General features: G+C 46.5%; 23 protein-coding genes. 14 read left to right on the forward strand and 9 right to left on the reverse strand.

Annotation, left to right across the window (positions count from 1 at the left end):
- Positions 1-80: 80 nt before the first annotated feature.
- Entirely contained in the window at positions 81-1,049 is a 969-nt protein-coding gene (locus HP398_RS19925; protein WP_017246708.1) for an ABC transporter substrate-binding protein, read from the reverse strand.
- A gap of 214 nt (positions 1,050-1,263) precedes the next feature.
- Positions 1,264-2,412, reverse strand: coding sequence for a glycosyltransferase (locus tag HP398_RS19930; protein WP_173623461.1), 1,149 nt, complete (start codon positions 2,410-2,412; stop codon positions 1,264-1,266).
- Positions 2,413-2,603: 191 nt separating this feature from the next.
- Between HP398_RS19930 and HP398_RS19935 the strand changes: the two genes are divergently transcribed.
- The 11 genes from HP398_RS19935 to HP398_RS19985 all read left to right on the forward strand — a co-directional run bounded on the left by HP398_RS19935 (position 2,604) and on the right by HP398_RS19985 (position 11,583).
- Positions 2,604-3,488: a class I SAM-dependent methyltransferase gene (locus HP398_RS19935; protein ID WP_254476230.1), complete on the forward strand. Its 885-nt coding sequence runs from the start codon at positions 2,604-2,606 to the stop codon at positions 3,486-3,488.
- Positions 3,445-4,146 (forward strand): glycosyltransferase family 2 protein, encoded by a 702-nt coding sequence (locus HP398_RS19940; RefSeq protein WP_173623462.1) that lies wholly within the window; start codon positions 3,445-3,447, stop codon positions 4,144-4,146. The genes HP398_RS19935 and HP398_RS19940 overlap by 44 nt, the downstream gene beginning before the upstream one ends.
- Positions 4,147-4,148: 2 nt before the next feature.
- Positions 4,149-4,859: a hypothetical protein gene (locus HP398_RS19945; RefSeq protein WP_173623463.1), complete on the forward strand. Its 711-nt coding sequence runs from the start codon at positions 4,149-4,151 to the stop codon at positions 4,857-4,859.
- 5 nt (positions 4,860-4,864) lie between these two features.
- On the forward strand, positions 4,865-5,182 hold the full coding sequence (locus HP398_RS19950) for an alpha-helical endospore appendage domain-containing protein (protein ID WP_017246713.1): 318 nt from the start codon (positions 4,865-4,867) through the stop codon (positions 5,180-5,182).
- A gap of 243 nt (positions 5,183-5,425) precedes the next feature.
- On the forward strand, positions 5,426-5,758 hold the full coding sequence (locus tag HP398_RS19955) for an alpha-helical endospore appendage domain-containing protein (RefSeq protein ID WP_017246714.1): 333 nt from the start codon (positions 5,426-5,428) through the stop codon (positions 5,756-5,758).
- 222 nt (positions 5,759-5,980) lie between these two features.
- Positions 5,981-6,325, forward strand: coding sequence for an alpha-helical endospore appendage domain-containing protein (locus HP398_RS19960; protein WP_017246715.1), 345 nt, complete (start codon positions 5,981-5,983; stop codon positions 6,323-6,325).
- Positions 6,326-6,382: 57 nt separating this feature from the next.
- Positions 6,383-6,748, forward strand: a complete 366-nt coding sequence (locus HP398_RS19965) for an alpha-helical endospore appendage domain-containing protein (RefSeq protein WP_017246716.1) — start codon at positions 6,383-6,385, stop codon at positions 6,746-6,748.
- A 35-nt stretch (positions 6,749-6,783) separates the two neighbouring features.
- Positions 6,784-7,596 (forward strand): hypothetical protein, encoded by an 813-nt coding sequence (locus HP398_RS19970; RefSeq protein WP_173623464.1) that lies wholly within the window; start codon positions 6,784-6,786, stop codon positions 7,594-7,596.
- A gap of 28 nt (positions 7,597-7,624) precedes the next feature.
- Positions 7,625-8,548, forward strand: a complete 924-nt coding sequence (locus HP398_RS19975; RefSeq protein WP_173623465.1) for an MBL fold metallo-hydrolase — start codon at positions 7,625-7,627, stop codon at positions 8,546-8,548.
- Between the two features lie 25 nt (positions 8,549-8,573).
- Complete coding sequence (locus HP398_RS19980; RefSeq protein ID WP_173623466.1) at positions 8,574-10,445, forward strand: glycosyltransferase; 1,872 nt, start codon at positions 8,574-8,576, stop codon at positions 10,443-10,445.
- 226 nt (positions 10,446-10,671) lie between these two features.
- Positions 10,672-11,583 (forward strand): alpha-helical endospore appendage domain-containing protein, encoded by a 912-nt coding sequence (locus HP398_RS19985; protein ID WP_173623467.1) that lies wholly within the window; start codon positions 10,672-10,674, stop codon positions 11,581-11,583.
- 77 nt (positions 11,584-11,660) lie between these two features.
- On the opposite strand, the gene HP398_RS19990 is transcribed toward HP398_RS19985, so the two are convergent.
- Both HP398_RS19990 and HP398_RS19995 read right to left on the reverse strand, forming a co-directional pair.
- Complete coding sequence (locus HP398_RS19990; RefSeq protein WP_017246721.1) at positions 11,661-12,002, reverse strand: zinc ribbon domain-containing protein YjdM; 342 nt, start codon at positions 12,000-12,002, stop codon at positions 11,661-11,663.
- A gap of 64 nt (positions 12,003-12,066) precedes the next feature.
- A complete protein-coding gene (locus HP398_RS19995) occupies positions 12,067-13,920 on the reverse strand; it encodes a hybrid sensor histidine kinase/response regulator transcription factor (protein WP_173623468.1) in 1,854 nt (617 codons plus the stop codon).
- 156 nt (positions 13,921-14,076) lie between these two features.
- Here HP398_RS19995 and HP398_RS20000 point away from each other — a divergent pair, with 156 nt between their 5' ends.
- On the forward strand, positions 14,077-15,969 hold the full coding sequence (locus tag HP398_RS20000) for a serine hydrolase domain-containing protein (RefSeq protein ID WP_173623469.1): 1,893 nt from the start codon (positions 14,077-14,079) through the stop codon (positions 15,967-15,969).
- A gap of 105 nt (positions 15,970-16,074) precedes the next feature.
- A complete protein-coding gene (locus HP398_RS20005; RefSeq protein WP_017246724.1) occupies positions 16,075-16,623 on the forward strand; it encodes an NADPH-dependent FMN reductase in 549 nt (182 codons plus the stop codon).
- A gap of 148 nt (positions 16,624-16,771) precedes the next feature.
- Here HP398_RS20005 and HP398_RS20010 read toward each other — a convergent pair whose 3' ends face one another.
- The 5 genes from HP398_RS20010 to HP398_RS20030 form a co-directional block, all read right to left on the reverse strand.
- Positions 16,772-17,953, reverse strand: coding sequence for an ABC transporter permease (locus HP398_RS20010; protein WP_017246725.1), 1,182 nt, complete (start codon positions 17,951-17,953; stop codon positions 16,772-16,774).
- The gene (locus HP398_RS20015; protein WP_017246726.1) at positions 17,950-18,669 is read right to left on the reverse strand and encodes an ABC transporter ATP-binding protein; all 720 of its coding nucleotides are present in this window, start codon (positions 18,667-18,669) and stop codon (positions 17,950-17,952) included. Before HP398_RS20015 ends, HP398_RS20010 begins: the two co-directional genes overlap by 4 nt.
- 12 nt (positions 18,670-18,681) lie before the next feature.
- A complete protein-coding gene (locus HP398_RS20020; protein WP_017246727.1) occupies positions 18,682-19,944 on the reverse strand; it encodes an efflux RND transporter periplasmic adaptor subunit in 1,263 nt (420 codons plus the stop codon).
- A 152-nt stretch (positions 19,945-20,096) separates the two neighbouring features.
- Positions 20,097-21,203 (reverse strand): sensor histidine kinase, encoded by a 1,107-nt coding sequence (locus HP398_RS20025; protein WP_017246728.1) that lies wholly within the window; start codon positions 21,201-21,203, stop codon positions 20,097-20,099.
- On the reverse strand, positions 21,196-21,897 hold the full coding sequence (locus HP398_RS20030; RefSeq protein WP_026042904.1) for a response regulator transcription factor: 702 nt from the start codon (positions 21,895-21,897) through the stop codon (positions 21,196-21,198). The genes HP398_RS20025 and HP398_RS20030 overlap by 8 nt, the downstream gene beginning before the upstream one ends.
- A gap of 196 nt (positions 21,898-22,093) precedes the next feature.
- On the opposite strand from HP398_RS20030, the gene HP398_RS20035 reads away from it, so the two are divergent.
- Positions 22,094-22,879, forward strand: a complete 786-nt coding sequence (locus HP398_RS20035) for a transporter substrate-binding domain-containing protein (protein WP_173623470.1) — start codon at positions 22,094-22,096, stop codon at positions 22,877-22,879.
- Positions 22,880-22,897: the final 18 nt, after the last annotated feature.

Consider the following 22,897-nt stretch of genomic DNA (forward strand, 5'->3'; position numbering starts at 1 on the left):
TCGATCAATTACCACGTGCAAGAACACCGAAAAGACCAGATCAGCGATCGGTCTTTCCAGATTTTGCATCGTATGTGTTCTTATTTATCCTTACTGTACAAAAGGTTCACTGCCTCTTCGACAATGCGTTCCGCAGATTTCAGTCCGCGATAGCGCGTCCAGAGGTCACGATTTACTTTGTGTACTTCCTGATTTTTGACTGCGGTGATATTGTTCCAGAGCGGATTTTGCTTCCACTCGTTCAACAACGCGTCGTCTGCTTCCGCCAGGAAAATCACATCTGGGTCCCACTGTACCATTTGCTCCAGACTGATTTTTACCGTTGGTTCTGGCGCATCCTGAATCGCATTTTTGATTCCAATCATTTCGAGCAATTCACCATCAAACGATTTCGAACCATGTGCAGACAGCGAATCCGCGCGGAATACACCCAGCATGACATTGCGGGAATCCCCAGCAGGTATCTTCTTCTTAAACTCTGCGATGATCTCCTTGTGCTTGATCAGGCGTTGTTCTGCTTCTTTTTGCTTGTTCAGCGCTTCCCCAATCGTGGCAAACGAGCTCAAGTTTTCCTGATACGTCGAGTTGCGGCTTTTCAAAATGATCGTCGGTGCGATTTTTTGCAAATCCTTGTAAATGTCCTTGTGGCGATTCAAATCACCGATAATCAGATCTGGCTGCAACGAGCTAATGACTTCCAGACTCGGCTGCTGGCGAGTCCCCACAGGAGTATACTCGATTTTTTTGCCGATCAGTCCTTCTACGTCCTTATCCTTCTCTTGCGCGATTCCTACAGGCGTCACTCCCAGCTCCCATAGTCCGTCTACAAAGGAGTACTCCAACGCGACGACTCTTTTCGGGTCCCCGGTAATTTCTGTTTCGCCCAACTCATGTTTCACGATGCGCTTTTGTGCGGTTTGCGCACTATCTGTACCTGCTGCTGGCTGTTTTTGCTCTGCGCTGCCGCACCCGGTCAGTAATACCGTACCTGCCAGTGCAAGCGTCCAAAGCATATGACCGAGACGTTTCATTCCGTTTGTTCGCTTCATCTTTTGTCCCTCACTTGATGTGATTGATAATGATTATTATTACCGTTGAAATGCGTTTTTTATTGTAACAATCTGCTGTCGCAAATGAAACATTGTGCTTATTAAACCTTTTACCGTAATAAAGATGATTAACGTCATTTTATTCATGCTCTGCCATTACGAAAAAAAGCCGTTACGTCTGAACCATCGACGTAAACGGCTTTTCGCTACGATGCTATTTGTTGTATGGCGAATGACTTACTTCAGACGTCAGGCTCAGCTTCTCTAATGCTTCCTTGGCAGGCGCATAATTCCCCGCCATCGCCAACGACGTCTGATAAGCTGCCACAGCCTCCTCCACTTGACCCAATCCTTCGTAGCATAGCCCTTTGTAATACCAGGCGTGAAAACTTCCCGATCCCTTCAAGGTCAGATGACGAATGTTGCTCTCACCTAGCTCCAAGCAGTGATCGAACGTCATCAAGGCTCGTTTATAGTCCTTTTTCAAATACTGAATGATCCCTTTGTACAAATGCAAATCAACGTAGTCAGGATAAATCTCGATTGCCTTTTCAATTCCTGGCCACGCTCCCTCAGCACTGCTGATTGAGATCAACGTAGAGTATTTGAGCTTATAAAGAAGCGAAGGAGGCATCATATGGTTTTCGAGAAACCCGATAATAGACAGATTCACGAACTTGAACGTTTTCTCATGCTCCTGGATACGTGAGAATTCACTGGCAAGATGATACTCAATCCACGGAGAGTGGCCCTCTTTTTCCAATTCCTTCATGAGTAGCCCAATATTACGCTCGAATTTGTTCTTTCTGCCAGTAAATTCATTCATGTAGCCGTAATGGTATATCCGTACAGGCAAGATTTGAATATGGAGATCTTCGGTCAGATTGGGAAGAACCTCTTCTACGTTGAGCGTTTCATGAATGGGAAAATGGAAGCGAAAACCGATGCCATTGCGAAACAAACGTGAGTGAGCGATATGAAAAGCATCGTCTTCATTTATTTCATCTCCAATGTAATTTATTAGATGGATATAAAAAAGAGAATCCTCTTGACCGCGAAGCAGCTCTTTCAATTTCTTGCTGTCTTCCTGATTCATTTCCTCATCGGCATCCATCCACAAAATCCAGTCGCCCGTTGCTTTTTCCAGTCCAAAGTTTCGCGCTTCTGCGAAGTTATCCTGCCACTCATAAGAGTGTACGACCGCTCCGAATGACTTGCCTATCTCTACCGTTTTGTCGGTACTTCCCGTGTCTATGATAATCATTTCATCCACAAGGTCTTTCACGCTTTCCAAGCACTTGTGAAGGCACTCTTCTTCGTTTTTTACAATCATACATAAGGAAATTTTGGGCGCCTCAGACATGCTGCTCATCTCCTTTTACACACATCACTGAGATCGTAGTCTATCCCCCCTTTACTCTATGAACGGACTGCTCCTTTCAGAACGGCGCCATTTCCTTGGTTTTCGAACCTTTTGCTGAAGCAGCGCATAGGTAGTGGTAGGCAGATATCACAAAGAAAGCAGGGATCGTATCCATGCATGACTCATGTCCCTTGTGCAACAGCGCTCAGGTTGCGCTTTTCTACCAGTACGCTACCTTTTCGCTCCTAACGTGCACAGATTGTGATCTCGTTTTTCAACCTCACCTCGATCAAGTCAACGTGCCACAGCTGGTTGCAGACATTTATGATGCAAGTTGGGTTTCCATGCGGGATCAATATGCCAAAAATACATTTACGGAGCATGCGATCTTCCATACATTGCTGCTCGATATGTGGTTTTCGGAAAAAGGGAAGTTGCTCGAAATTGGTCCAGGAACAGGAGAGTTGTTATTCCTTGCTCGTGAGGCTGGGTGGGAGGTTGTTGGGGTAGAGCCGTCGCACCAATCATGCGCATACGCCCAAGACCGGTATGGGCTACAACTGGTTCATTCGTTATGGAACTCCTCCGTTCTCGCCCCCGAACACATTGGTACTTTTGATGCCATCGTTTTTTGTCACGTCTTTGAGCATATTTCGCATCCGAAGCAATACCTTGAAGAATTGAAGGGGTTTCTTAAACCAGGAGGAAAAATCATTTTTAGCGTGCCGAACAAAAACTCGTTCACCAATAAACTGTTTGGGGTGTATTCCCCGTTGTATACCGAGAATGACCACCTCTTTCATTACTCCCGTGACAATCTGATCTCACTGCTTCATCAAGGTGGCTGGGAGGTCCTCTCTATCTTTTCTCGAGAAGAAACAAACCGCTTGGAAAACCATCTGCGCAAGACCACGCAAACACCTTTACCGATCCATGACATCATGAAGCTAGCTGTGAACCTCCAGTCGACCTTCCAAGGCCATGAAATCTTCTGCATTGCAACACGACAAGCGCAGGAGGTGCAGCACATAGATGACCAGAGCCAAGCTGACTCTTTCCATGATTGTGAAAAATGAAGGCAATCGGTATTTGAGACAAGCGTTGGAAGCACATAAAGACTTTATTGACGCAGCCGTCATCATCGACGATGGCAGTATCGATCATACCGTGGATCTCTGTAGAGAGGTTCTCAAGGGCATTCCTCTTCAACTGGTTCAAAACGCTACCTCTCAGTTTTCCAACGAGGTCGCCTTGCGCAAACAACAATGGCAAGAAACAATCCAGACTGAGCCGGAATGGATTTTGAATCTGGACGCCGATGAAATCATGGATAGCGCCTTCCCCTCAAACGTTTCCGATATTTTGGAACAGCAGACATACGAGGCGATCTACTTTCGTTTGTACGATATGTGGAGCGAGACGCATTATCGCGAAGATGTGTATTGGAAAGCCCATCATTACTACCGTCCTTTTATGATCAAATATCGCCCTGACTTCCCATATATATGGAGAGAAACCCCTCAGCATTGCGGCAGATTCCCTCTCTCGATCAACCAGTTCCCTTACCTGTGCCATCCATCACGCGTGAAACATTTTGGCTGGGCACGACTCGAAGATAGACAAAGCAAATACAACCGCTATCAGCTCCTCGACCCCGACGCCCGATATGGCTGGAAGGAACAGTATGAATCCATCTTGGATCAACATCCCAATCTGTTGGAATGGGTGGAATGAAGATGATCATTCGCGATATCGAAAAGGCTTTGCAGCAGTCCAATTGTAATCACTGGCGATACAACTCACTCACGCTGAGCAAACAGGCACTCGTACATGCATGCCGTCATATCAACAAAGAAAAGGAGGAGTGCCAGGTGCTTCAGTTGGGTGGAGGTGATTCTGCTCTGTTTTGGAAATCACTTGGCGATCTTGAGCTGCTCCCGGTCCAAGCAACCATCGTGGAGCATCATCCGGTTCGTGCAAAGGAAATTAAGGAAAGCTTAGGGGATGTACCGCATGTCGCTTTGGTGACCAGCTCTTTGAAGCAACTATCCGAAGAGGAATGGAACAAGGTCTTCGACAATCCAGCAGAGAGCAGGAGCTTGTGGCCTGCCATCGGACAGCATGTTCCCGAGAATCAATTTGATCATTTTTCTATTCAAAAAGCATTTTACGCCGATTTGGACCAACTATCGCTTTCCCGTCATTCAGTAGATGTCATGGTTGTGGACGGTCCGCATGGCAACGGCCGCACTCTTGCCTATCCACTATTTATTGACACACTCAAACCAGATGCGCTTATTCTCGTAGATGATTTTGATCACTATCCCTTTCTGGCTCACCTCGGAAAAATCTATCACTACGAAGAACTTTTTCGAGAGATAGCCGGAAATCGTCGCTGGGTATTGGTAAGGCTCCGGGGCTTACATACGCATAAATCTATGAGGTGATGATCATGTCCCAAGCATCGATCCCTAATATTACGCCTGTTATCTCGATTACTCTTGGCCAAACCACTTCGCTCTTGCTTGCATCCATCGCGTTAGAAGAACTGGCTTTGGCTCACATTCTGAACGCAGAGGCTGAAAAGCTCCAATTTGTTTTAGGCACCCTTGTTCCAGGGCTTGAACCACCCGCTACACTCTCCGACATCCTGCTCGTCCATTCAAGCGTTCGTCAAACGATACAAGATGTCATCAAAAAAGAAATACTTCTCCAATTCAAATTAGAAAATATCGTGGATAATCTTCTTCCCCAGATTCCTTCGAGTTAATAGGCCTCATTCGTATGGAAACTACCACAATACCACTGGTCCGGGTCAATCGATCCGGGCTTTTCCTTTTCCTTGCTTCCTTGCGGATGGTGTACAAATTAACAGTTCAGTGGGACACACACCTATGCATACACTTACCGTAGTGAAAACGAAGGGGGAATTTGCTATCGATCACGCGTTTAGAAGTAAGCGATAGGCTTAAATGAGTAAAATAGTTACCCATTACTTCAAAGAGGTGATCTCATGTCTCAATCTACCATCCCTAACATTACCCCAACGATTTCCGTTACGATTGAGCAATCCGTATCTTTACTGCTGGCATCCATTGCTCTGGAAGAATTGTCTTTGGTGCATATTATGAATGCAGAGGCAGAAAAACTCCAGTTTGTGGTAGGTACATTGGGGGTTACGCCTGAGGTCGTCCCCACCATCTCTGACATTCTCGCCGTTAACAACAGTGTTCGCAAAACGCTACAAGATGTCATCAAAAAAGAAATGCTCTTGCAATTCAAGCTGGAAAATGTGGTTAGCATTATCCCGGGCGCCTCTACTTCCTTATCGAATGAATACGATTAAGTTGTCATATTAAGATCGCGGTTACATAACATGTACTGCGAGGAAGTTTCCATTTATTCACTATCAATTACGCGATCCTATGACGATCCTATCGTTTTTAAGTACGTTGTAAGAAACTTGCCCGAAGGAGTTCTGTGCAAATAAAGGGAAGCAGATCTCCTTCTATTTCGGGCAAGTCTTATTTTGTATACAAAATCATACAAACAAAGGATGTAGATAACGATGTCAATGCCCACGGTCCCCAATATAACACCGGAAATCATATTGAAACGCAACGAAGTATTAAATCTGCTTCTCACCTCCATTGCGCTGGAGGAAATCGGACTTTCTCACATTATTAATGCAGAGGGGCAAAAGATCCAAAAAATCGTGAAGGAGCAATCCCTCTCGCTCAATGATGCACTTGCCCTAAACAATAGCGTGGAACGAATGCTGCGCAATGTCATCAAGACAGAGATGCTCTTGCAATTCAAGCTGGAGGACATTATTAAGCTGGAGCAGATGCATGATCATCATAACCACGATGACTTACCTGACTTACCCGACCTTACTTGCTTCAAAGAATAACCCTCACTACTCACACTGCTTCTCATGGGATCATAATTTTATTGAAGAGGGATGATGATGACCTTACAAGATAAAGTTCAATCAAATGATTTGCCGACGCGCGAAGAAGCTTTGAGTCATTTGCTGCAATCGATTGCTCTAGAGGAAGAAGCCTTGTCCAGATTGCTAAATGCTGAAGCTGACAAAGCCCTTGCTTTCGTTGGCAAAAATCTGGACTTCCCCAACAACCCGTCCAATGATGAGATCATCACCTTTAATCGTACAGTCATTTCGATTCTGGATTCGGTGCTGATGGCTGAGTGGCTTTTGTTAAAAAAGCTGGATGCAGCCATTCACATGTACCCTGTGGCGCTTAAATCAAATTTTGAGATGGAAGAATCCGATTTCGGGGATGAATTGGATGACATCACCATCGACTATTAAGGATTGTTCATTTCAGGAATTCGAGGTCAATTGCCATGAAGAACAGAGGTATCGATGACACCGTTCTAAAACTGACCTATTCCATCGTCCAGTTGGTCAAAGGATTGGAATCCCGCTTTCATCATGCCAAAGATTACGAGCTTATGCTGTTTGGCTACCAACTATCAACGATGATCAATCTGCTCGTCAGACTGCATACCCACACACATAATAAGCAGATTACTCACAGCTTCCTTTTTGAATCGCGTAACCCTCTCCATCCCACAAGCGAAACATACACACATGTCCTTGCTGCGATTGCCCAGTTATCGGAGTTGGTAAAGTCGTGGAGCTTTCCACATAAACAAATCGCGACATTCATTGAAGATCATTTGCGGCAATTACAAGCTTTTTACTTGATAGAAGACCATCCCCATCATCAAGCAAAGTCTATGGAGCCGGAAGAGGATTCCCCCTACGAAGAGCCGATGCAATTAGAGCTGGAAGGAGTTTTTCCAGATGACGAACCGATACAGTTGGATCTGGGTAAGCAAACGAAAGCCACTGGCGTTCCACCTATGCCTCCCCCAACCCCTCCATTGCTCGCAAATGACGCACGCATCGATACAGCCAACAACCGGAAATCACTACGTCCAAAACCCCCATTATTAGCACAAACTGCGTCTATCCCTACTCCCGATAAAAACAGAAACAAATCCGTGCGTTCCAAGCCTGTAGCGAACGTGGAAAAAGTGCGTGGCAAGAAAAAAATGCTCGCGAAGCGAGTGTCTGCACCTGCACGGCCTCCCTATGTACCGAACTCCGTAAAGGTACGTATCGGCAATGTCACCAAGATCATCCACATATGAACCTGAATCTAATGAAGGAGTAAGGTATATGGATCGTTTGGAATTGATCGAAGTGGCCGGCAACAGTTATGTGGTCTCCGGTAAATACGGGATCGGGGTCTATTTGGATAGGTCCAGCAAAACCGCTGTTTGCATTGATAGCGGCCCAAATGCCGCTGTCATCGAGAAAGTATGCCGTAGAATCAGCGATCGAGGGTATCAAATCCTTGCCGTTGTTCATACACATGGTCACGCTGTTAACCACGGTGGCAATCTCTATTTGAAAAAAAGGTTCCCCAACCTTCGCATCTATGCGACACATTTAGCATCCTATATCATCGAAAATCCACATCTCGAGCCTTTGGTTTTCGACGCAGGTGGAGGGTCTGATGCGAAGCCTGATCAAAACAAAAGGAATGAACGTGCGCTCGTAACGGATTACCTGCCATCCACCGATGGTATCTTTCACGTCGATACCATTCCATTCAAAATCGTCTCCTTACCTGGACATTCGCCGGGAATGGTCGGCATTATTACCCCTGATCATGTTCTTTACTGCGGCGATGCCTTGTTTGGCCCCAAAACGTTGAACAAGCAGGATCTCCTTTTTTTTAACGATCTGAAGGCTGCCAAAAGAAGCTTCAAGAAGCTCTCGATGATGAAATTGAACGCTTATGTGCTGTACCATGGTGGACCCTTTAAGACAGTAACGGGTTTAATTAACAAGCATCTCAGCCTTATGAAAGACACCTCTGCTTTTCTTGAAGCATGGATTCATGAGCAGCCAAGCACTCTCGAACAAGTAGTTCAAAAAGTCATGAAAAAATATGAGTTTGAAGATGACTTGCACCGCTACGGTTTGACTACTTCGATTATCCGCTCTTATGTAAAAGAGCTACAGCAAGAGAACCGAATTGTCGCAAAAGTGGACAATGGCTTACTGCTATTCAGTAAATCTGCGGAAACCGTTTGAACAAAGGCTACATATGGGGGGTACCATGGGTAAAAAACGTATTTTAATCGGTAGTCCCGTTCAACAATTCCCGATCATTTTGGAGGAATTCCTTCAATCCCTCACGGAGCTGACTACCAAAAACGAACTGATTCATTACATGTTCATTGACGATAACAAAGACCCACTATCCAGTACACTCTTGGCTGATTTCGAGCAGGAGAACAAACGAACCGTCATCCTCAAAAACACAGACGATGACACGTATGTCCGAAATGAAATGACTCATTATTGGACGGAACGAAATATTTGGAAAGTAGCGCAAATGAAAGATACGATTATCTCCTATGCGCTCAAAGAGGGTTTCGATTACTTGTTTTTGATCGATTCCGATCTCGTTTTACACCCTCACACCCTCCAACAATTGCTTCGAGCCAATAAAGATATTATTTCCAACATTTACTGGACACGTTGGCAGCCTGATTCGATTGAGCTTCCTCAAGTTTGGCTGATGGATCAATACACATTGACTCGCGAAGGCGCATCCGAATCAGCGGAGAACCAAAACTTTTTAGAGATGCTGCGTAAACCGGGTGTGTATGAGGTAGGAGGTCTCGGTGCATGCACGTTCATCCATCGAAAGGTCTTGGAGGCAGGCGTCAGCTTTAAACGAATAGCTAACTTGTCGTTCTGGGGAGAAGATCGGCATTTTTGCGTTCGGGCTGTAGCTATGGGCTTTTCTTTGCATGTGGATACGCATCTTCCTGGGTACCACATCTACCGTCAGTCGGATCTGGCTGGAGTGAGCGAGTATCGCAAAAAAAATGGCATGACAGCGGGGAAAGCGAATCAGATTTCAATCAGTTTATGCATGATCGTCAAAAATGAAGAAGACGCTCTGGAGTGTTGCCTCTCCACCGTTGCGGATCTCGTAGATGAAATCATTATCGTCGACACGGGATCAACAGACCGCACGAAAGAAATTGCGTCCAACTATGGCTGCACCATTTATGATTTCGAGTGGGTTGATGATTTTTCCGCTGCCCGCAACTATGCATTCAGTAAGGCAACATGCCCCTATATTTTGTGGCTGGATGCAGACGATACCCTTCTGGAGAAAGACCGTCAGCTCTTCCGCGAGTTGAAGCTTACGTTGAATTACAGCATCGACAGTGTCACGATGAACTACAACCTCTCTGTGGACAGCAATGGGAATGTGGCGTACAGCATTCGCCGCAATCGCCTCGTAAAACGCGACCGTGGTTTTCGCTGGATCGGACCCGTCCATGAATATTTGGAAGTCAGCGGAAACGTCATCAACAGTGACATATCCATCACGCATAACAAGCAGAAGGAATACACGGACCGCAATCTGCAAATCTACCGACGCAGGGATGCTAAAGGGGAAGAATTCTCTCCACGGGACTTGTACTATTATGCGAATGAATTGCGTGACAATCAGTATCATGAAGAGGCCATTATTTTTTACACGAAGTTCCTGAACACCCAGCAAGGCTGGGTAGAAGACAACATTAACGCTTGCTTGAAGCTGGCGAATTGCTATTCCCATCTATACGAGAGACAAAATGTTCTATCGTCGCTATATCGTACGTTCAACTACGATCGCCCACGGGCGGAAGCGTGCTGCCAGATTGGAGCCTTTCATGTCGAAGATAAAAATTGGCTGCTCGCCATTTTTTGGTATGATCTCGCAACACAAGTGGAGCGACCTGCTGAAAAGCTCGCACACATCGACCACGTATCCTGGACGTGGCTACCTCATCTTCAACTCTGCTTATGCTATTCTCAAATGGGGGATAACGAGAAATCACGCCACCACAATGATATTGCCTACTTATACAACCCAACCCACCCTAGCATTCTCTACAACAAAAGGTATTTTGAGTCTCTGACCTGACTCCCCTCGTGATCATGAAAAAGTTACCCACCCTGTGGGTGAATGTATAAATGCCATAAGCAATGGTGGTCTATTTTTTGATGAGCACGGCGCTTACCGGTTAACACAAAAGCCAATCTGGAAATCAGATTGGCTTTTTTCTGTTTCTATACAGTCAGGCACCTGCACAGATAACGCCTCATAGCATAGTGAGAAGTTTTTGAATGTAACAGGAAGGATGAATGCCATGTCGCAAGCCAATATTCCCAATATTACTCCCACCATTACTATAACGAGAGACGATGCTATCAATCTTCTCCTTACTTCCATCGCCATCGAAGAGCTCAGCCTCGGGCATATTATTAATGCAGAAGCAGAAAAATTGCAATATGCCATTGGTACATTACCAGGTTTGACTGTTCCTGCTTCGTTAAGCGATCTCCTTTTGGTGAATACAAGCGTACGCCAAACCTTGCAAGACGTTGCGAAAAAAGAAATGCTCTTGCAATCGAAACTGGACAACATCCTGTCTGTTCCATCCTACAGCACAGGTGGTATAACGGGGGCGACGGGCGTTGGTGCTACCGGACCTACTGGAGACACTGGGGACACTGGCGCTACCGGACCTACTGGGGCCACCGGGACTACCGGGGCTACTGGCGCGACTGGACCTGCTTTCACCGCTGAAAACTTCGCTGGCTTCTTATCAACTGTGACCCTTTGCGCATCTTCCAAATTAATTAACTGGTCAACGGCCAGCCCCTACTATGGCAGCCCAAGTTTCAACCCTCTAACTGGCACTTACACAGTACCAGCGAATGGAACTTACTCCATAAAGGCAACCATTAACTATGAAACGACCGCAGCCATTACCGTTAACTTAGACGCTGGAATTACTCCCGCATTTGTCGTGCAAAGAATAACTCCGACCGCAACGGATTTGATTATTGCCGATTTCCCTGTTCTCAACGTAAACGTTGCGCTCGTACTCACATTAAGAGCCATTCTGGGGGCAGGAACCGTCACACTCGCGGGTGACGTTCAACTCAATGCAGGTGATACACTCGGTTTGTTCTATGTTGCCAATGGATTGACCATCAACCTCAACTTAGGTGGAGGAGGCGAGGGCATCGTCTGGTCCATTCACCGTCTCACCTAACAAGACTTTGCCTTTACGAAAAAAGCTGACTGCATCTAACATGCAGTCAGCTTTTTCTTGTCCGTTACATTCCCAGCTTACACCTTTTTCACAAATTCCGATTTCAATTTCATTGGACCAAAACCATCGATTTTGCAGTCGATATCATGGTCTCCGTCAATCAAACGGATATTTTTTACTTTTGTCCCGATTTTCACAACCAATGAAGTCCCTTTTACTTTGAGGTCTTTAATGACGGTTACGGTGTCGCCATCGTTCAAGACGTTTCCATTTGCATCCTTGATGACCTTGTTATCTTCACTGTTGTCGCTGTCTGCTTGCAGCGTCCACTCATGGCTGCATTCCGGGCATACCAGGGAGCTTCCATCTTCGTACGTGTATTCTGAATGACATTTTGGGCAATTTGGCAATTGACTCATCTTTGATATAACCTCCATTCGATACTGTCCATTCTACCATAACTAGCCTGAAAAACCTGGCCACCTAACCAGTAAGCCCCTCGTCCCGTGCTTTTTTAACGGCCTCTTCGCGATTCTTTACACCCAGTTTTGCATAAATCACTGTAGTGCAATTGCGTACCGTTCCTTCTGAAAGAAAGATTTTCTCCGCGATTGTTTTCATGCGAAGCCCCTCTACTAACGAGGCCAATATGCCTCTTTCCCGTTCCGTCAATCCATAGGGACACTCGCGTCCTTGCTTTTGGCGAAGCCCATTCAGCTCTTCTTGCTGCAAGCGCATTTCTTTGAAAAGGACATCCGCAATCTTATGGTTAATCAACGCTTCACCCTGATGAACAACTCGTATCGCCTCTACGAGCTCGACCGGACTAACCGATTTTAACAAGTAGCCATTCGCGCCTCTCCCTAGCGTTTCTGTCGCAAGGGCTGTTTCTTCGAAGGTCGTCAACATAATGACACGCATATCCGGCCACCGCTCACGTATCGCTTGTAGTGTCTTCGCCCCGTCCATGACAGGCATTTGAACGTCCAAAAGTACGACGTCGGGCTTTTCTTTTGGAATAATGTCCAGTGCCAGCAAGCCGTTCTCTGCGACCCCGACCACCTGTAAATCTTGCTGATTCTGTAAAACGAGTTGCAAACTTTCCCTCACAATGGGCTGATCATCGACGATTAGGATACGTATGCCTGTACTTGGTACAGCCTGCATAGCTGGCAGACTACAAATGACCGTCACACCTCCTTCGTCCATACAATGAATCGATAATCGTCCCTGAAGTGCTTCCAGCCTTTCCTTCATCGATTGCAAACCAAAGCCGAATTCGATCGTCCCATTTCCTGCCCCATTATCTTCGACCTGCAACCGGATCAGAGCTTCTTCAAAGTAAAGTCCCACTTGAATTTGTGATGCTCTTCCGTGTCGCACAGCATTGGTCAGTGTTTCTTGCAAACAGCGGTACAAAGTCAGCTTCGTGGAACGGCTCAACGCATACTCAGCGCCGTACATACGCAGCTTGACGGACACCCCTGTAGCCACTTGAAATTGCCCGATCAATTCAACGAAAGCGGACTCCATGGTCGTAGCAGATTCATAGCCATTATGAGCCCACTTATGAAAAATCCCTCTGGACTCGTCCAAACCTTGTCGGGCCATCTGCAAAAGCATGTCCAGCCGACTAACCTCCGCATCTGGTATTTTAGACCGAAGCATCTCCATACCCATAATGAGCGATGTCATCGTGTGTCCGATCGTGTCATGCAGCTCTCTGGACATTTTGTTCCGTTCTTCCAGCAGCGTGATTTCCTCCACCTGGGAAGTGTATTGCTCCAATATCTGGTTCTGGTGTTGAATAATCAGGCCTTGCTTGTGCATACGGCTAAGCAATTGAAAGGCAAAACCAAGCGCATATGCCGCGAAATGGTACACAATTAGATCGCTTACGACTATAGGCTCGAAAGCAAACCCAATTGCCTCTCCCACAAGAAACGGCATCGCCGGAATCACCAAAATCGCCAATGGTCCCGTCCAGCGATAAGATCGTTCCACACTGTGATATCCGATGAGAAAAGCGATGGGGATAAACTGCCACCTTACTCCTTCAAAAAAGAAGTTCAAGGCAATGCACAAGCCTCCACTCAAAATAATCTCAGCGAACAAATATAAGTTACGAGAGTATCGACGCAAACAACTGGGGACGACAAGCACTAAGAACGAAACGATCAATGTAATCACTATCGGATAAGGCAATTGATCGTGATGGCGGACAAAACCAAGAATAATCGTCAATCCCCACATAAAGTGGATGGTGAAGATCATCCAGTCGACCCATAACCATCGTTTAACAAATGCAAGCAATTGGCACACCTCATCTACACCCAAACTTTTTCTCCATTATATTATCAGATGACGACCAGCTACTATCACGATAAACAATGACATTCTGTTACTTCTCACCGTGACACTCCTCATCCTATACTCATCCCTGTCGCTGGCCTTACAACAATTGACTGACGCAAAACGCGAAAGGTGATGAACATGACATTATTTGCTCTACGAAAATGGTTTGCCGTTCTGCTCGTATCCTGCCTCATGCTGATACAGCCTCTATCAGTGGCCAATGCTCGCTCGCCGCTTACTGCTCCTTCCATCGAACAAGTAGTTGATCCCCTCATGCAAAATGAAATGAACAACCTGCATATCCCAGGCGCAGCCATTGTCATTACCCAGGGAGATCGTATCATTTTTAAAAAAGGCTATGGTTTTGCCGACGTCGAACAGCAAATCCCCGTTGATCCTGAGCGTACGGTGTTTCGAATCGGTTCCGTGACCAAGTCGTTTACCGCTACTGCAGCGATGCAGCTCGTGGAACAAGGCAAACTTTCCTTACGCGAAGATTTGAATACCGTCCTAAAAGACTACAAAATTACCAATAATCGTTACGGCCCAATCACACTCCACCACCTGCTCACACATACAGCTGGTATAGATGAAAAAATTTATAAAAGAGACAACCGTCAGAGTGTGATACCGGAATTCTCGACCGAGACCGTAAATGAAACGCTTCAGATGCAGGAGACGATTTTCACGCCAGGCAGCAAATTTCAATACAGTAATGCGGGCACCGGATTGTTAGGAAGTGTAATCGAACAAGCTTCCGGTCAATCTTTGCATGACTATATGCGGGAGAATATCTTCCGCCCGCTAGGTATGGATTCCGCCGAATTGTATCTCCCGCAGGACAGGAGCAATCTAGCTAAAAGCTATTATTACGACGGAAACGGCTATCAAACGATTCCTTACTCGGGGATTATTTTCCCAGGGAGTGGTGCTGCTAATATGACACCCGTCGACTTCGCCCCCTATATGATCGCCCATCTTTCTGGCGGCAGCTATAACGGCACATCTCTGCTCAAACCAGAAACTGTCCAGCTTATGCATGCTCAGCAATTCGCGGCCCATAAACGCATGTACGGGATCGGCTACGGCTTTTTTAAAGGAGAGACGAAAAACGGCATTCCTACCCTATGGGCAAACGGTGGGATTGATGGCTTTACCTCGAAAATGGTGCTGATTCCCTCAGAATCAATCGGCATCTTTGTTACGGTGAACGCCACGCATGCTGGCTTGGAGCTGCACGGTAAGGTCGTGAACGCGTTTACCGACAAGCTACTGACAGAGCAAGTACGCAAGCCCCTAACTCCTGTTGATGGCACCATAGACGAAATGAAAAAGCTGGAAGGTCAATATCTGCTTACCCTGACGCCCGAGAATGGCTGGGGCAAAGGGCTTCGCCTGCTCAGCAGCTACACCTACACAGTGAAGGCATTGGACGCGCAGACGATATCCGTGACTGGTTTGTTCCAGAATGAAGGACAACAATCCCTTGAGAAAAAGTTTGTGAAGGTAGACGATCATTTCTTTCAAGAGATCGACGGTGAGGAACAGCTATATTTTCACGAGGAACAAGGGAAATTTTATATGACAGGACCGATGAACTTTTCGCTCCCTCGCATCTCCTTCATCGAAAGTCCGCCTGTTCTCCTGGCTCTGTATGTGATTCCCGGAATCGCGTTCATCCTTCTTTCGCTCGTCTGGATCGCTCGTTTCGGGCTACGCAAATGGCGCAATCAATCGCACACTATTTCGAAGATCGTTCCGATTATGGCTCTGCTTCATAGCTTGTTTTTTATCATCCAGTTCACCTATGCAAACGCAGAGCTTGTCTATGGCTACCCAGCCTTCTACCAAGTCATTGTCGCATCCCTACCGATTGTTTCGTTGGTCATTGCCGCTTATTTGCTCCTGCGAATCGGAACAGCCAAGGAGCGCGATCGCTGGAAGGTAGCGAATAGTGTAGCAGCGGTACTCTCCATCCTGTATACTGGCTATTTATTTTACTGGAACTTTCTTTCGATTCATTACTCCTAAGACTCCGATGCCGCAACTGAGCTTTACAGTTGCGGCATTTTTTTAAGCATAATGTTTGATCCAAAGAACTAGGATTAAACTAAGCCGCATAAGGAGGAACGAACCATGAGTACTTCAAGCTTAAAAATCGGGATTATTCTGGGTAGCTCTCGCCCAGGTCGAGTCAGTCCCCAAGTAGGTGCGTGGCTCAAAGGAGTTGCCGATCAACGAGGAGATGCAGCGTATGAAATCGTTGATATTGCGGACTTTCACTTACCGTTCTTTGGCGATCCGAGTGGTGAGCAACAAGTAGCCGCATGGGCGACAAAGCTATCCAGCCTGGATGGATTCGTATTCGTTACCGCCGAATACAACCACAGCATCACAGGGGTATTAAAAAACGCACTCGACCTCGCCCGCAAGGAATGGTACAACAAAGCGGCTGGTATCGTCAGCTATGGTTCGTCAGGCGGAACTCGTGCAGCAGAGCACTTGCGTGGAATCCTGGGGGAATTGCAGGTGGCCGACGTTCGTACACAACCTGCCTTCAATCTATTTACTGATTTTGAAAATTACACGGTCTTTACACCATCCGAATTGCACATCCCACATGTAAACGACATGTTAAATCAAGTGATTAGTTGGTCAACGGCATTACAATCGGTTCGAGACTAATAAGAAAACCTCTATCGAGGCCTTTTCAAGGAGGAGCGACCGCGTTTTAGCGGAAAGTTTCCATGCGCTCCGGAATTTATTTTATAAATTCCTATACGTTAGAAAAATGACTAGCAGTGATATCTGCTAGTCATTTCTTTTTCATTCCTCACTCATATCGCAACGCATCAATCGGATTGAGTCTGGCTGCCTTATGAGCCGGATAGAGGCCAAAGAAAATACCGATGGCACTGGAGAACCCGAAGGCGATTACGATACTTTCCCACGATAATAGCGGCGGCACATCGACATATTGCGAGGCAAACATGGCTGTCCCGATGCCGAGCAGCACCCCAATCGTTCCACCAATCAAGCAGACGATCATCGATTCGATCAAAAACTGTAGCATAATATCTCCGTAACGCGCGCCTAACGCTTTGCGAATGCCAATTTCCCGCGTCCGCTCCGTGACAGATACGAGCATGATGTTCATGACGCCAATCCCACCGACAAACAGCGCAATCCCGGCTGCAACACTAAAGATCGTGGTGAGCGTGCCGGAAAAGGAATCCATCTCCCCCAGTGCGTTCTCAATACTATCGATTTGGTAGTAGTTTTCGCGATCGTGCCTGCGGTTTAAGTATTTCTCTGTCTGACTCTTGGCTGCTTCCATCGTTTCCTTCGACTTGGCTTTTACGGTTATCGTATGAACGTACTTGTACCCGTCCATATTGTGCAGAAAGGTAATCGGCATATAGGCACCCTCTGATCGACCAGCCTCAACCATCAGCTTGGCTTCCCTTACCACGCCAATAACGATGACGGATGCTGCTTTGAAAGTCAAACGCTTGCCAATCGGGTCTTCACGTCCGAAAAGCCCTGCCGCTAATTTTTCGGTTAAAACGATAACCGGCTTCCCCTCTCTTACTTCCTTCGCAGTAAAATATCTGCCTGCAACTAGTTTCAAGTTGGGTTGAACCTTTAACAGATCCTCATTTGTTCCTTGTATACTTGCGTCCTTCCCCTTTTTCGGGCCACGAATCGTTCCAAAAAGATTTGTGAACGGCACGGCCTCTTCAATGTAGGGCGATTGTTGGGGAAGTGCATAAGCATCCTCCACTGTCAAATCAGTAATCTTGCTTCCTTGGTCCCACCAAACAGTAACGCTGAAATTAGTAGCACCCAGCTTCTCCAACTGATCGGTATAGGCCTGTTGACTGCCGTTTCCTAGTGTAATTACAGCAATAACAGACATGATTCCGATGATGATCCCAGACATCGTCAAGGTAGCTCGGAGCTTATTTGTTCCAATCCCTTCCAGAGCCGTACGAAAGCTTTCGAGTAAATTCACGTGAGGATCACCTCCTCGGACGCAGTAGCAAACAAGCGCTCCTCCACTCGCTCATCTCGGATGATATGACCATCTCGAAACGTAATGACGCGCTCGGCATGCTGAGCGATATCCGCCTCGTGCGTGACGAGCAGAATCGTTACCCCTTGCGCATGCAGCTCCTGAAAAATCGCCATGATCTCGATGCTGGAGCGACTGTCCAGATTCCCCGTCGGCTCGTCAGCAAGTAAAATCGCAGGCTGGTTGACTAGCGCTCTGGCAATGGCGACACGCTGTCTTTGACCGCCGGACAGCTGCGTCGGTTTATGTTCCATCCGCTGGCCGAGTCCGACACGCTGCAACGCCGCTTTCGCTCTTTTTTTGCGTTCTGTCATGCCAACGCCCGCATACATCATCGGCAACTCCACGTTTCGCAGCGAAGTAGCACGTGGCAACAGATGAAACGATTGAAAGACAAAGCCGATTTTTTGATTGCGTACCTGCGCCAGCCCACTATCCTTCAATTGCGTAACATCAATTCCATCCAAGACATACGATCCGGAGGTTGGCCGATCCAGACAACCCAGCATGTTCATAAACGTCGATTTTCCGGAACCAGAAGGTCCCACGATCGCCACGAATTCACCTTGAGCCACGTGGATATTGATATTTTGCAAAGCAAACAGCTCCAGCTCATCCGTCTTGTATTGTTTGGTTAACCCCTCAATGGTCAGCATATGTATCCTCCTTTACCCCGCAAACTCTTCGGGAGATGCTTGGAAGATCACTTCATTTTCTTGCAAGGTTTCCGGTGGATTCGCTACCAATTCTTCACTGCCATCCAATCCGCTTTCAATTTGGATAAACAATTCACTTTCAATTCCAGTCGTCACTTTTTTCTTCTTGGCCTTGCCATTTTCCACTACCCAGACAAAGAAAGATCCATCTTGATCCGTCACGACTGCCTCAATGGGGACTTGCATAGCGTTTGCTGCTTTTTGCAGGACGATGTTCACATCCACGTGAAAACCTGGCTTCAAATACTCCCTCGTCTCATTTAGATGAACAGCGACTGGCACTCCCGTACTCTCTCCACCCGGCTCTTTGCTGGTTACAGCCATAGGAGATATGCGCAACACCTTACCTTGCAACTGTTCTCCGCCTAAGGAAATGCCTGAGACCACCGCATCCTGTCCGATTTTGATTTTACGCAAGTCAGATTCTCCAACTGCTGCTTCGACCATAACATCATTGGTATCTCCAACCGTGAGAATTTCCTCGCCTTTACTTAGGTACTTCCCTTGTTTCACCTTCATGGAGAGCACCGTCCCCTCAATCGGAGACACGATGCTGCTTTGCACACGTTGCTTTTCATATTTTGCTTTTTCCAAATTCAGCTTTTGAATTTGCGCCTCGTAGGAGCGAATCTCTGCCTTGTCTGGCCCTTTTTGCTTCAAAAGTAAATCTTGCTTCGCGACCCTTACTCTTGATTCCGCAGTCTGTAGCTTTTGCTTCGCCTCCTCTACAGCCTGTTGGGTAGACACACCTGCGGTAAACAGCGATTGCGTTCGCTGGTAATCTTTTAATGCCGTTTGGTATTCGCGTTCATGCTGGGCAAGCTGCTCCTGCATTTTCGTGACTTCCTCAGGCTCCACACCTTTGGAGAGCTTTACGATATTCGCTTCCTGAATGGTGATCTGTGCCTCGATATCCATGATTTCATTGCTGACATCGGACATGTCGATATTGCCGATCACCTGCCCTTTCGTCACTTTGTCTCCCTCCTTGATGGAGAAATTCCGCAGTTCTCCTGCATAGTTAGCGAACAATGTATGTTCATTTCGTACTTTGACCATGCCCGACGTCAAAATCGTGCTTTCCAAGTCGGCCGTTACCACCGTTGATAACATGACAGGAATGCCATTCTTCTTTTCGCCCGAAGAAGCCGCATAGCCGCCAAGCCCAGCGACAAGCACGCCTACCCCCAGCCAGATCCACAAACGCTTTTTCATCCTTCCTTACCTCCCCAAAAACTGTAAGCTCCGGTCATCTTTGGCCAATCCAAAAACCCCACTTCTTCCTTCGCAGTTTCCACCCTGGCTCGTCACCCGATCAGGATAAGAAAAACTTTTAAAAGAAAAAGTGGGGTAATCCTTAAATTTTTTTAAAGTGAGGTAGTCTGTTCGTAAGGTAAGCGTATTTCAAAAACGGTGCGGATCAAATTGCTTTGCGCAGAAATCGTCCCTTCGTGGCGCTCGACGATATTTTTGGCGATAAATAGCCCAAGACCTGTGCTTCCGTTTTGATGGCTTCTGGCCTTGTCTCCCGTGTAAAACATTTCGAAAAGATGCGGCAAATCTTCCGGGGGAATCTCGTGACCATAATTGATAATCTGCACAACGACCTCGTCACCCGCAAGAAAACCTTTGATATCAACAAACTGACCATCGTGCCCGTAGCGGATGGCATTGGTCATGATGTTCTCGAAAACGCGTGCCAAGAGCTCGCCATCCCCGTAAACCGTCAATCGTGATGCCACATTCATTCTGGCTTCCAACTGATTTTTCTCCAGGGAAGGATATAGCTCCTCGTTTAACTGCATGAGTAATTCACTCAGATCAATCAGGTTCTGTTGGAGGGTGAGCATGCCGTAGTTCATTTTCGTAATTTCGAAGAGCTCATCGATCAGCTTTTCCAAACGCTGCGACTTGGTAAAAGCAATATTCGTGTAATGCCTGGCTTGTTCCACCGTTAACTGCTCGTCCCGCAAAATGATGTCCAAATACCCTAAAACAGAAGTCAGCGGCGTTCGTAGGTCATGCGCCAGGTTCAAAACCAACTGATCCTTGCTGCTTTCGGCAAAATCCCCTCTTTGTACAGCTTCCTGCAATTTTTCACCCGCCAGATTGATGTCCTTGGCAATATCTGCGAACTCATCGTTCGACGGTATTTGAACATGATGGGTAAAGTCGCCATTTGCAAGATGATGAATCCCTCTGGAAATCTCCTGAAAATAGATGGCATACCTTTTGGTTAGCAAGAAGAAAAACAAGATGGCTAGGGGAACAAAAAAAATCAAAAAGAAGTAAATGTCCCCTATTTCTCGCATAAAATAGCGAATCGGCGCTAAAATGCTTTCCATCTTCACCTGTGTTCGATAGTAAAGCTGAAGCGCTTTAAAGATCACATAGGTAACCGCACCGGATAGAAGCAGACTTAGGCCCAGAAGCTTGACCATTTGGAACCGAAAGCTTCGTATCATGTTATCCATGGAATGAATACCCGACGCCCCAGACCGTTTTGATCCACTTGTTCTTGGTTTTTTCTTCACCCAGCTTCTTTCGCAAGGTGCGAATGTGCACCATGACTGTATTGCAGCCTTCATAGTACGCTTCGCCCCACACCTGCTGGAAAATATTATCCGCACTAAACACCTTCTTGGGATAGCTGGCCAGCAGGTAGAGAATATCAAACTCTTTCGGCGTTAACTCAATCGTTTCTCCGTACAGGCTCACGGTTCGCTGCTCAGGGTAAATGACAAGTCCACCTGCCTCTAAGACCTTGTTACTCGCTACTGCTACTGCTGGTTGATTCAGCTGCTTAAAGCGTCGCAGCTGGGCATTCACACGAGCGACCAATTCCATTGGATTGAATGGCTTGGTCATATAATCATCTGCGCCCATCACCAATCCAGAAATTTTATCCAGATCGGACGTCTTGGCACTCAAAAAGATAATCGGCATATTGTGCTGTTCACGAATGAGACGGGTGACCTCATAGCCATCCAGCCCAGGCATCATAATATCGAGGATTGCCAAATCAATCGAATGCGTCTGCACAGCTTGGAGTGCTTCCCTTCCATCCGCTGCGATAATTGTGTGGTAACCTTCTTTTTTCACATGCAAGGCAACGAGCTCAGCAATCTCCGCTTCATCGTCGGCGATCAATATGGTGACCTGCTTCATCGTTTTTCCCATCCCTTTTATACATTTGCTACCATTATAGCAGGTATGAAAAAACATTTCTGTTATCTCACCATGATAACGTTCATACAATTATGGATAATAATTACTTTCAGTTTGTTTTGACTTTACCGACTTTTCTATATTACTATATTCATGTCCATATCATATCTATCATAAATATACTTGGGGGTAATTTATGAAAAAACTAATGGTTGCTGTTGTTTCTAGTTTGTTGGCACTCACGGTAAGTGCATGTGGCACTGGCACGGATCAAGCTTCCTCAACATCTGGGCAGTCGGGTGCCAAGAAGTACGTTATTGGTACAGATGCAACATACCCACCCTTTGAGTTTGAAAAAGACGGAAAGTACGTGGGAATTGACATCGACCTGATCAACGCCATCGCCAAAGAAGAGGGCTTTGAGGTAGAAATTAAGCCGATGGACTTCAAAGGAATCATTCCGGCTGTTCAAGCGAAGCAATTGGACGGAGCCATTGCAGGAATCAGCATCACAGATAAGCGCAAAGAAATTTTAGATTTCTCTGAACCTTACTATCAAGCAGGTCTTTCTCTGGTCGTACGTGAGGACAACACAACGATCAATGGGGAGGCAGATTTGGCTGGCAAAACGATTGCCATCAAAAAAGGCACAACTGGTGCGACCTTTGCTGATGAGCTCGGGAAAAAATACGGAGCGACTGTCAAATACTTCGACGATAGCCCTTCCATGTTCCAAGAAGTTCAGAACGGCAACGCTGATGTGACCATCGAAGACTATCCGGTTATCTCGTATAAAATTACGGTAGACCCTGCTTCCAAGCTAAAAATTGTAGGCGACCGTCTCAATGGTGACCACTACGGCATCGCGGTTTTAAAAGGCAACAAAGAGCTGCAAGACAAACTCAACTCCGGTCTGAAGAAGCTGAAAGAGAATGGAAAATACGATGAAATCATCAACACCTACTTGAGCACCAAAAAATAAAGGCGCGAGACGCGCCTT

The organism is Brevibacillus sp. HB1.4B (assembly GCF_013284285.1).
GTDB lineage: Bacteria > Bacillota > Bacilli > Brevibacillales > Brevibacillaceae > Brevibacillus > Brevibacillus porteri.

Coding starts and splice junctions, on each gene's coding strand:
- HP398_RS19925 (WP_017246708.1), bottom strand. CDS start 1,049: ATGAAGCGAACAAACGGAATGAAACGTCTCGGTCATATGCTTTGGACG.
- HP398_RS19930 (WP_173623461.1), bottom strand. CDS start 2,412: ATGTCTGAGGCGCCCAAAATTTCCTTATGTATGATTGTAAAAAACGAA.
- HP398_RS19940 (WP_173623462.1), top strand. CDS start 3,445: ATGACCAGAGCCAAGCTGACTCTTTCCATGATTGTGAAAAATGAAGGC.
- HP398_RS19945 (WP_173623463.1), top strand. CDS start 4,149: ATGATCATTCGCGATATCGAAAAGGCTTTGCAGCAGTCCAATTGTAAT.
- HP398_RS19950 (WP_017246713.1), top strand. CDS start 4,865: ATGTCCCAAGCATCGATCCCTAATATTACGCCTGTTATCTCGATTACT.
- HP398_RS19955 (WP_017246714.1), top strand. CDS start 5,426: ATGTCTCAATCTACCATCCCTAACATTACCCCAACGATTTCCGTTACG.
- HP398_RS19960 (WP_017246715.1), top strand. CDS start 5,981: ATGTCAATGCCCACGGTCCCCAATATAACACCGGAAATCATATTGAAA.
- HP398_RS19965 (WP_017246716.1), top strand. CDS start 6,383: ATGACCTTACAAGATAAAGTTCAATCAAATGATTTGCCGACGCGCGAA.
- HP398_RS19970 (WP_173623464.1), top strand. CDS start 6,784: ATGAAGAACAGAGGTATCGATGACACCGTTCTAAAACTGACCTATTCC.
- HP398_RS19975 (WP_173623465.1), top strand. CDS start 7,625: ATGGATCGTTTGGAATTGATCGAAGTGGCCGGCAACAGTTATGTGGTC.
- HP398_RS19980 (WP_173623466.1), top strand. CDS start 8,574: ATGGGTAAAAAACGTATTTTAATCGGTAGTCCCGTTCAACAATTCCCG.
- HP398_RS19985 (WP_173623467.1), top strand. CDS start 10,672: ATGTCGCAAGCCAATATTCCCAATATTACTCCCACCATTACTATAACG.
- HP398_RS19990 (WP_017246721.1), bottom strand. CDS start 12,002: ATGAGTCAATTGCCAAATTGCCCAAAATGTCATTCAGAATACACGTAC.
- HP398_RS20000 (WP_173623469.1), top strand. CDS start 14,077: ATGACATTATTTGCTCTACGAAAATGGTTTGCCGTTCTGCTCGTATCC.
- HP398_RS20005 (WP_017246724.1), top strand. CDS start 16,075: ATGAGTACTTCAAGCTTAAAAATCGGGATTATTCTGGGTAGCTCTCGC.
- HP398_RS20015 (WP_017246726.1), bottom strand. CDS start 18,669: ATGCTGACCATTGAGGGGTTAACCAAACAATACAAGACGGATGAGCTG.
- HP398_RS20020 (WP_017246727.1), bottom strand. CDS start 19,944: ATGAAAAAGCGTTTGTGGATCTGGCTGGGGGTAGGCGTGCTTGTCGCT.
- HP398_RS20025 (WP_017246728.1), bottom strand. CDS start 21,203: ATGGATAACATGATACGAAGCTTTCGGTTCCAAATGGTCAAGCTTCTG.
- HP398_RS20030 (WP_026042904.1), bottom strand. CDS start 21,897: ATGAAGCAGGTCACCATATTGATCGCCGACGATGAAGCGGAGATTGCT.
- HP398_RS20035 (WP_173623470.1), top strand. CDS start 22,094: ATGAAAAAACTAATGGTTGCTGTTGTTTCTAGTTTGTTGGCACTCACG.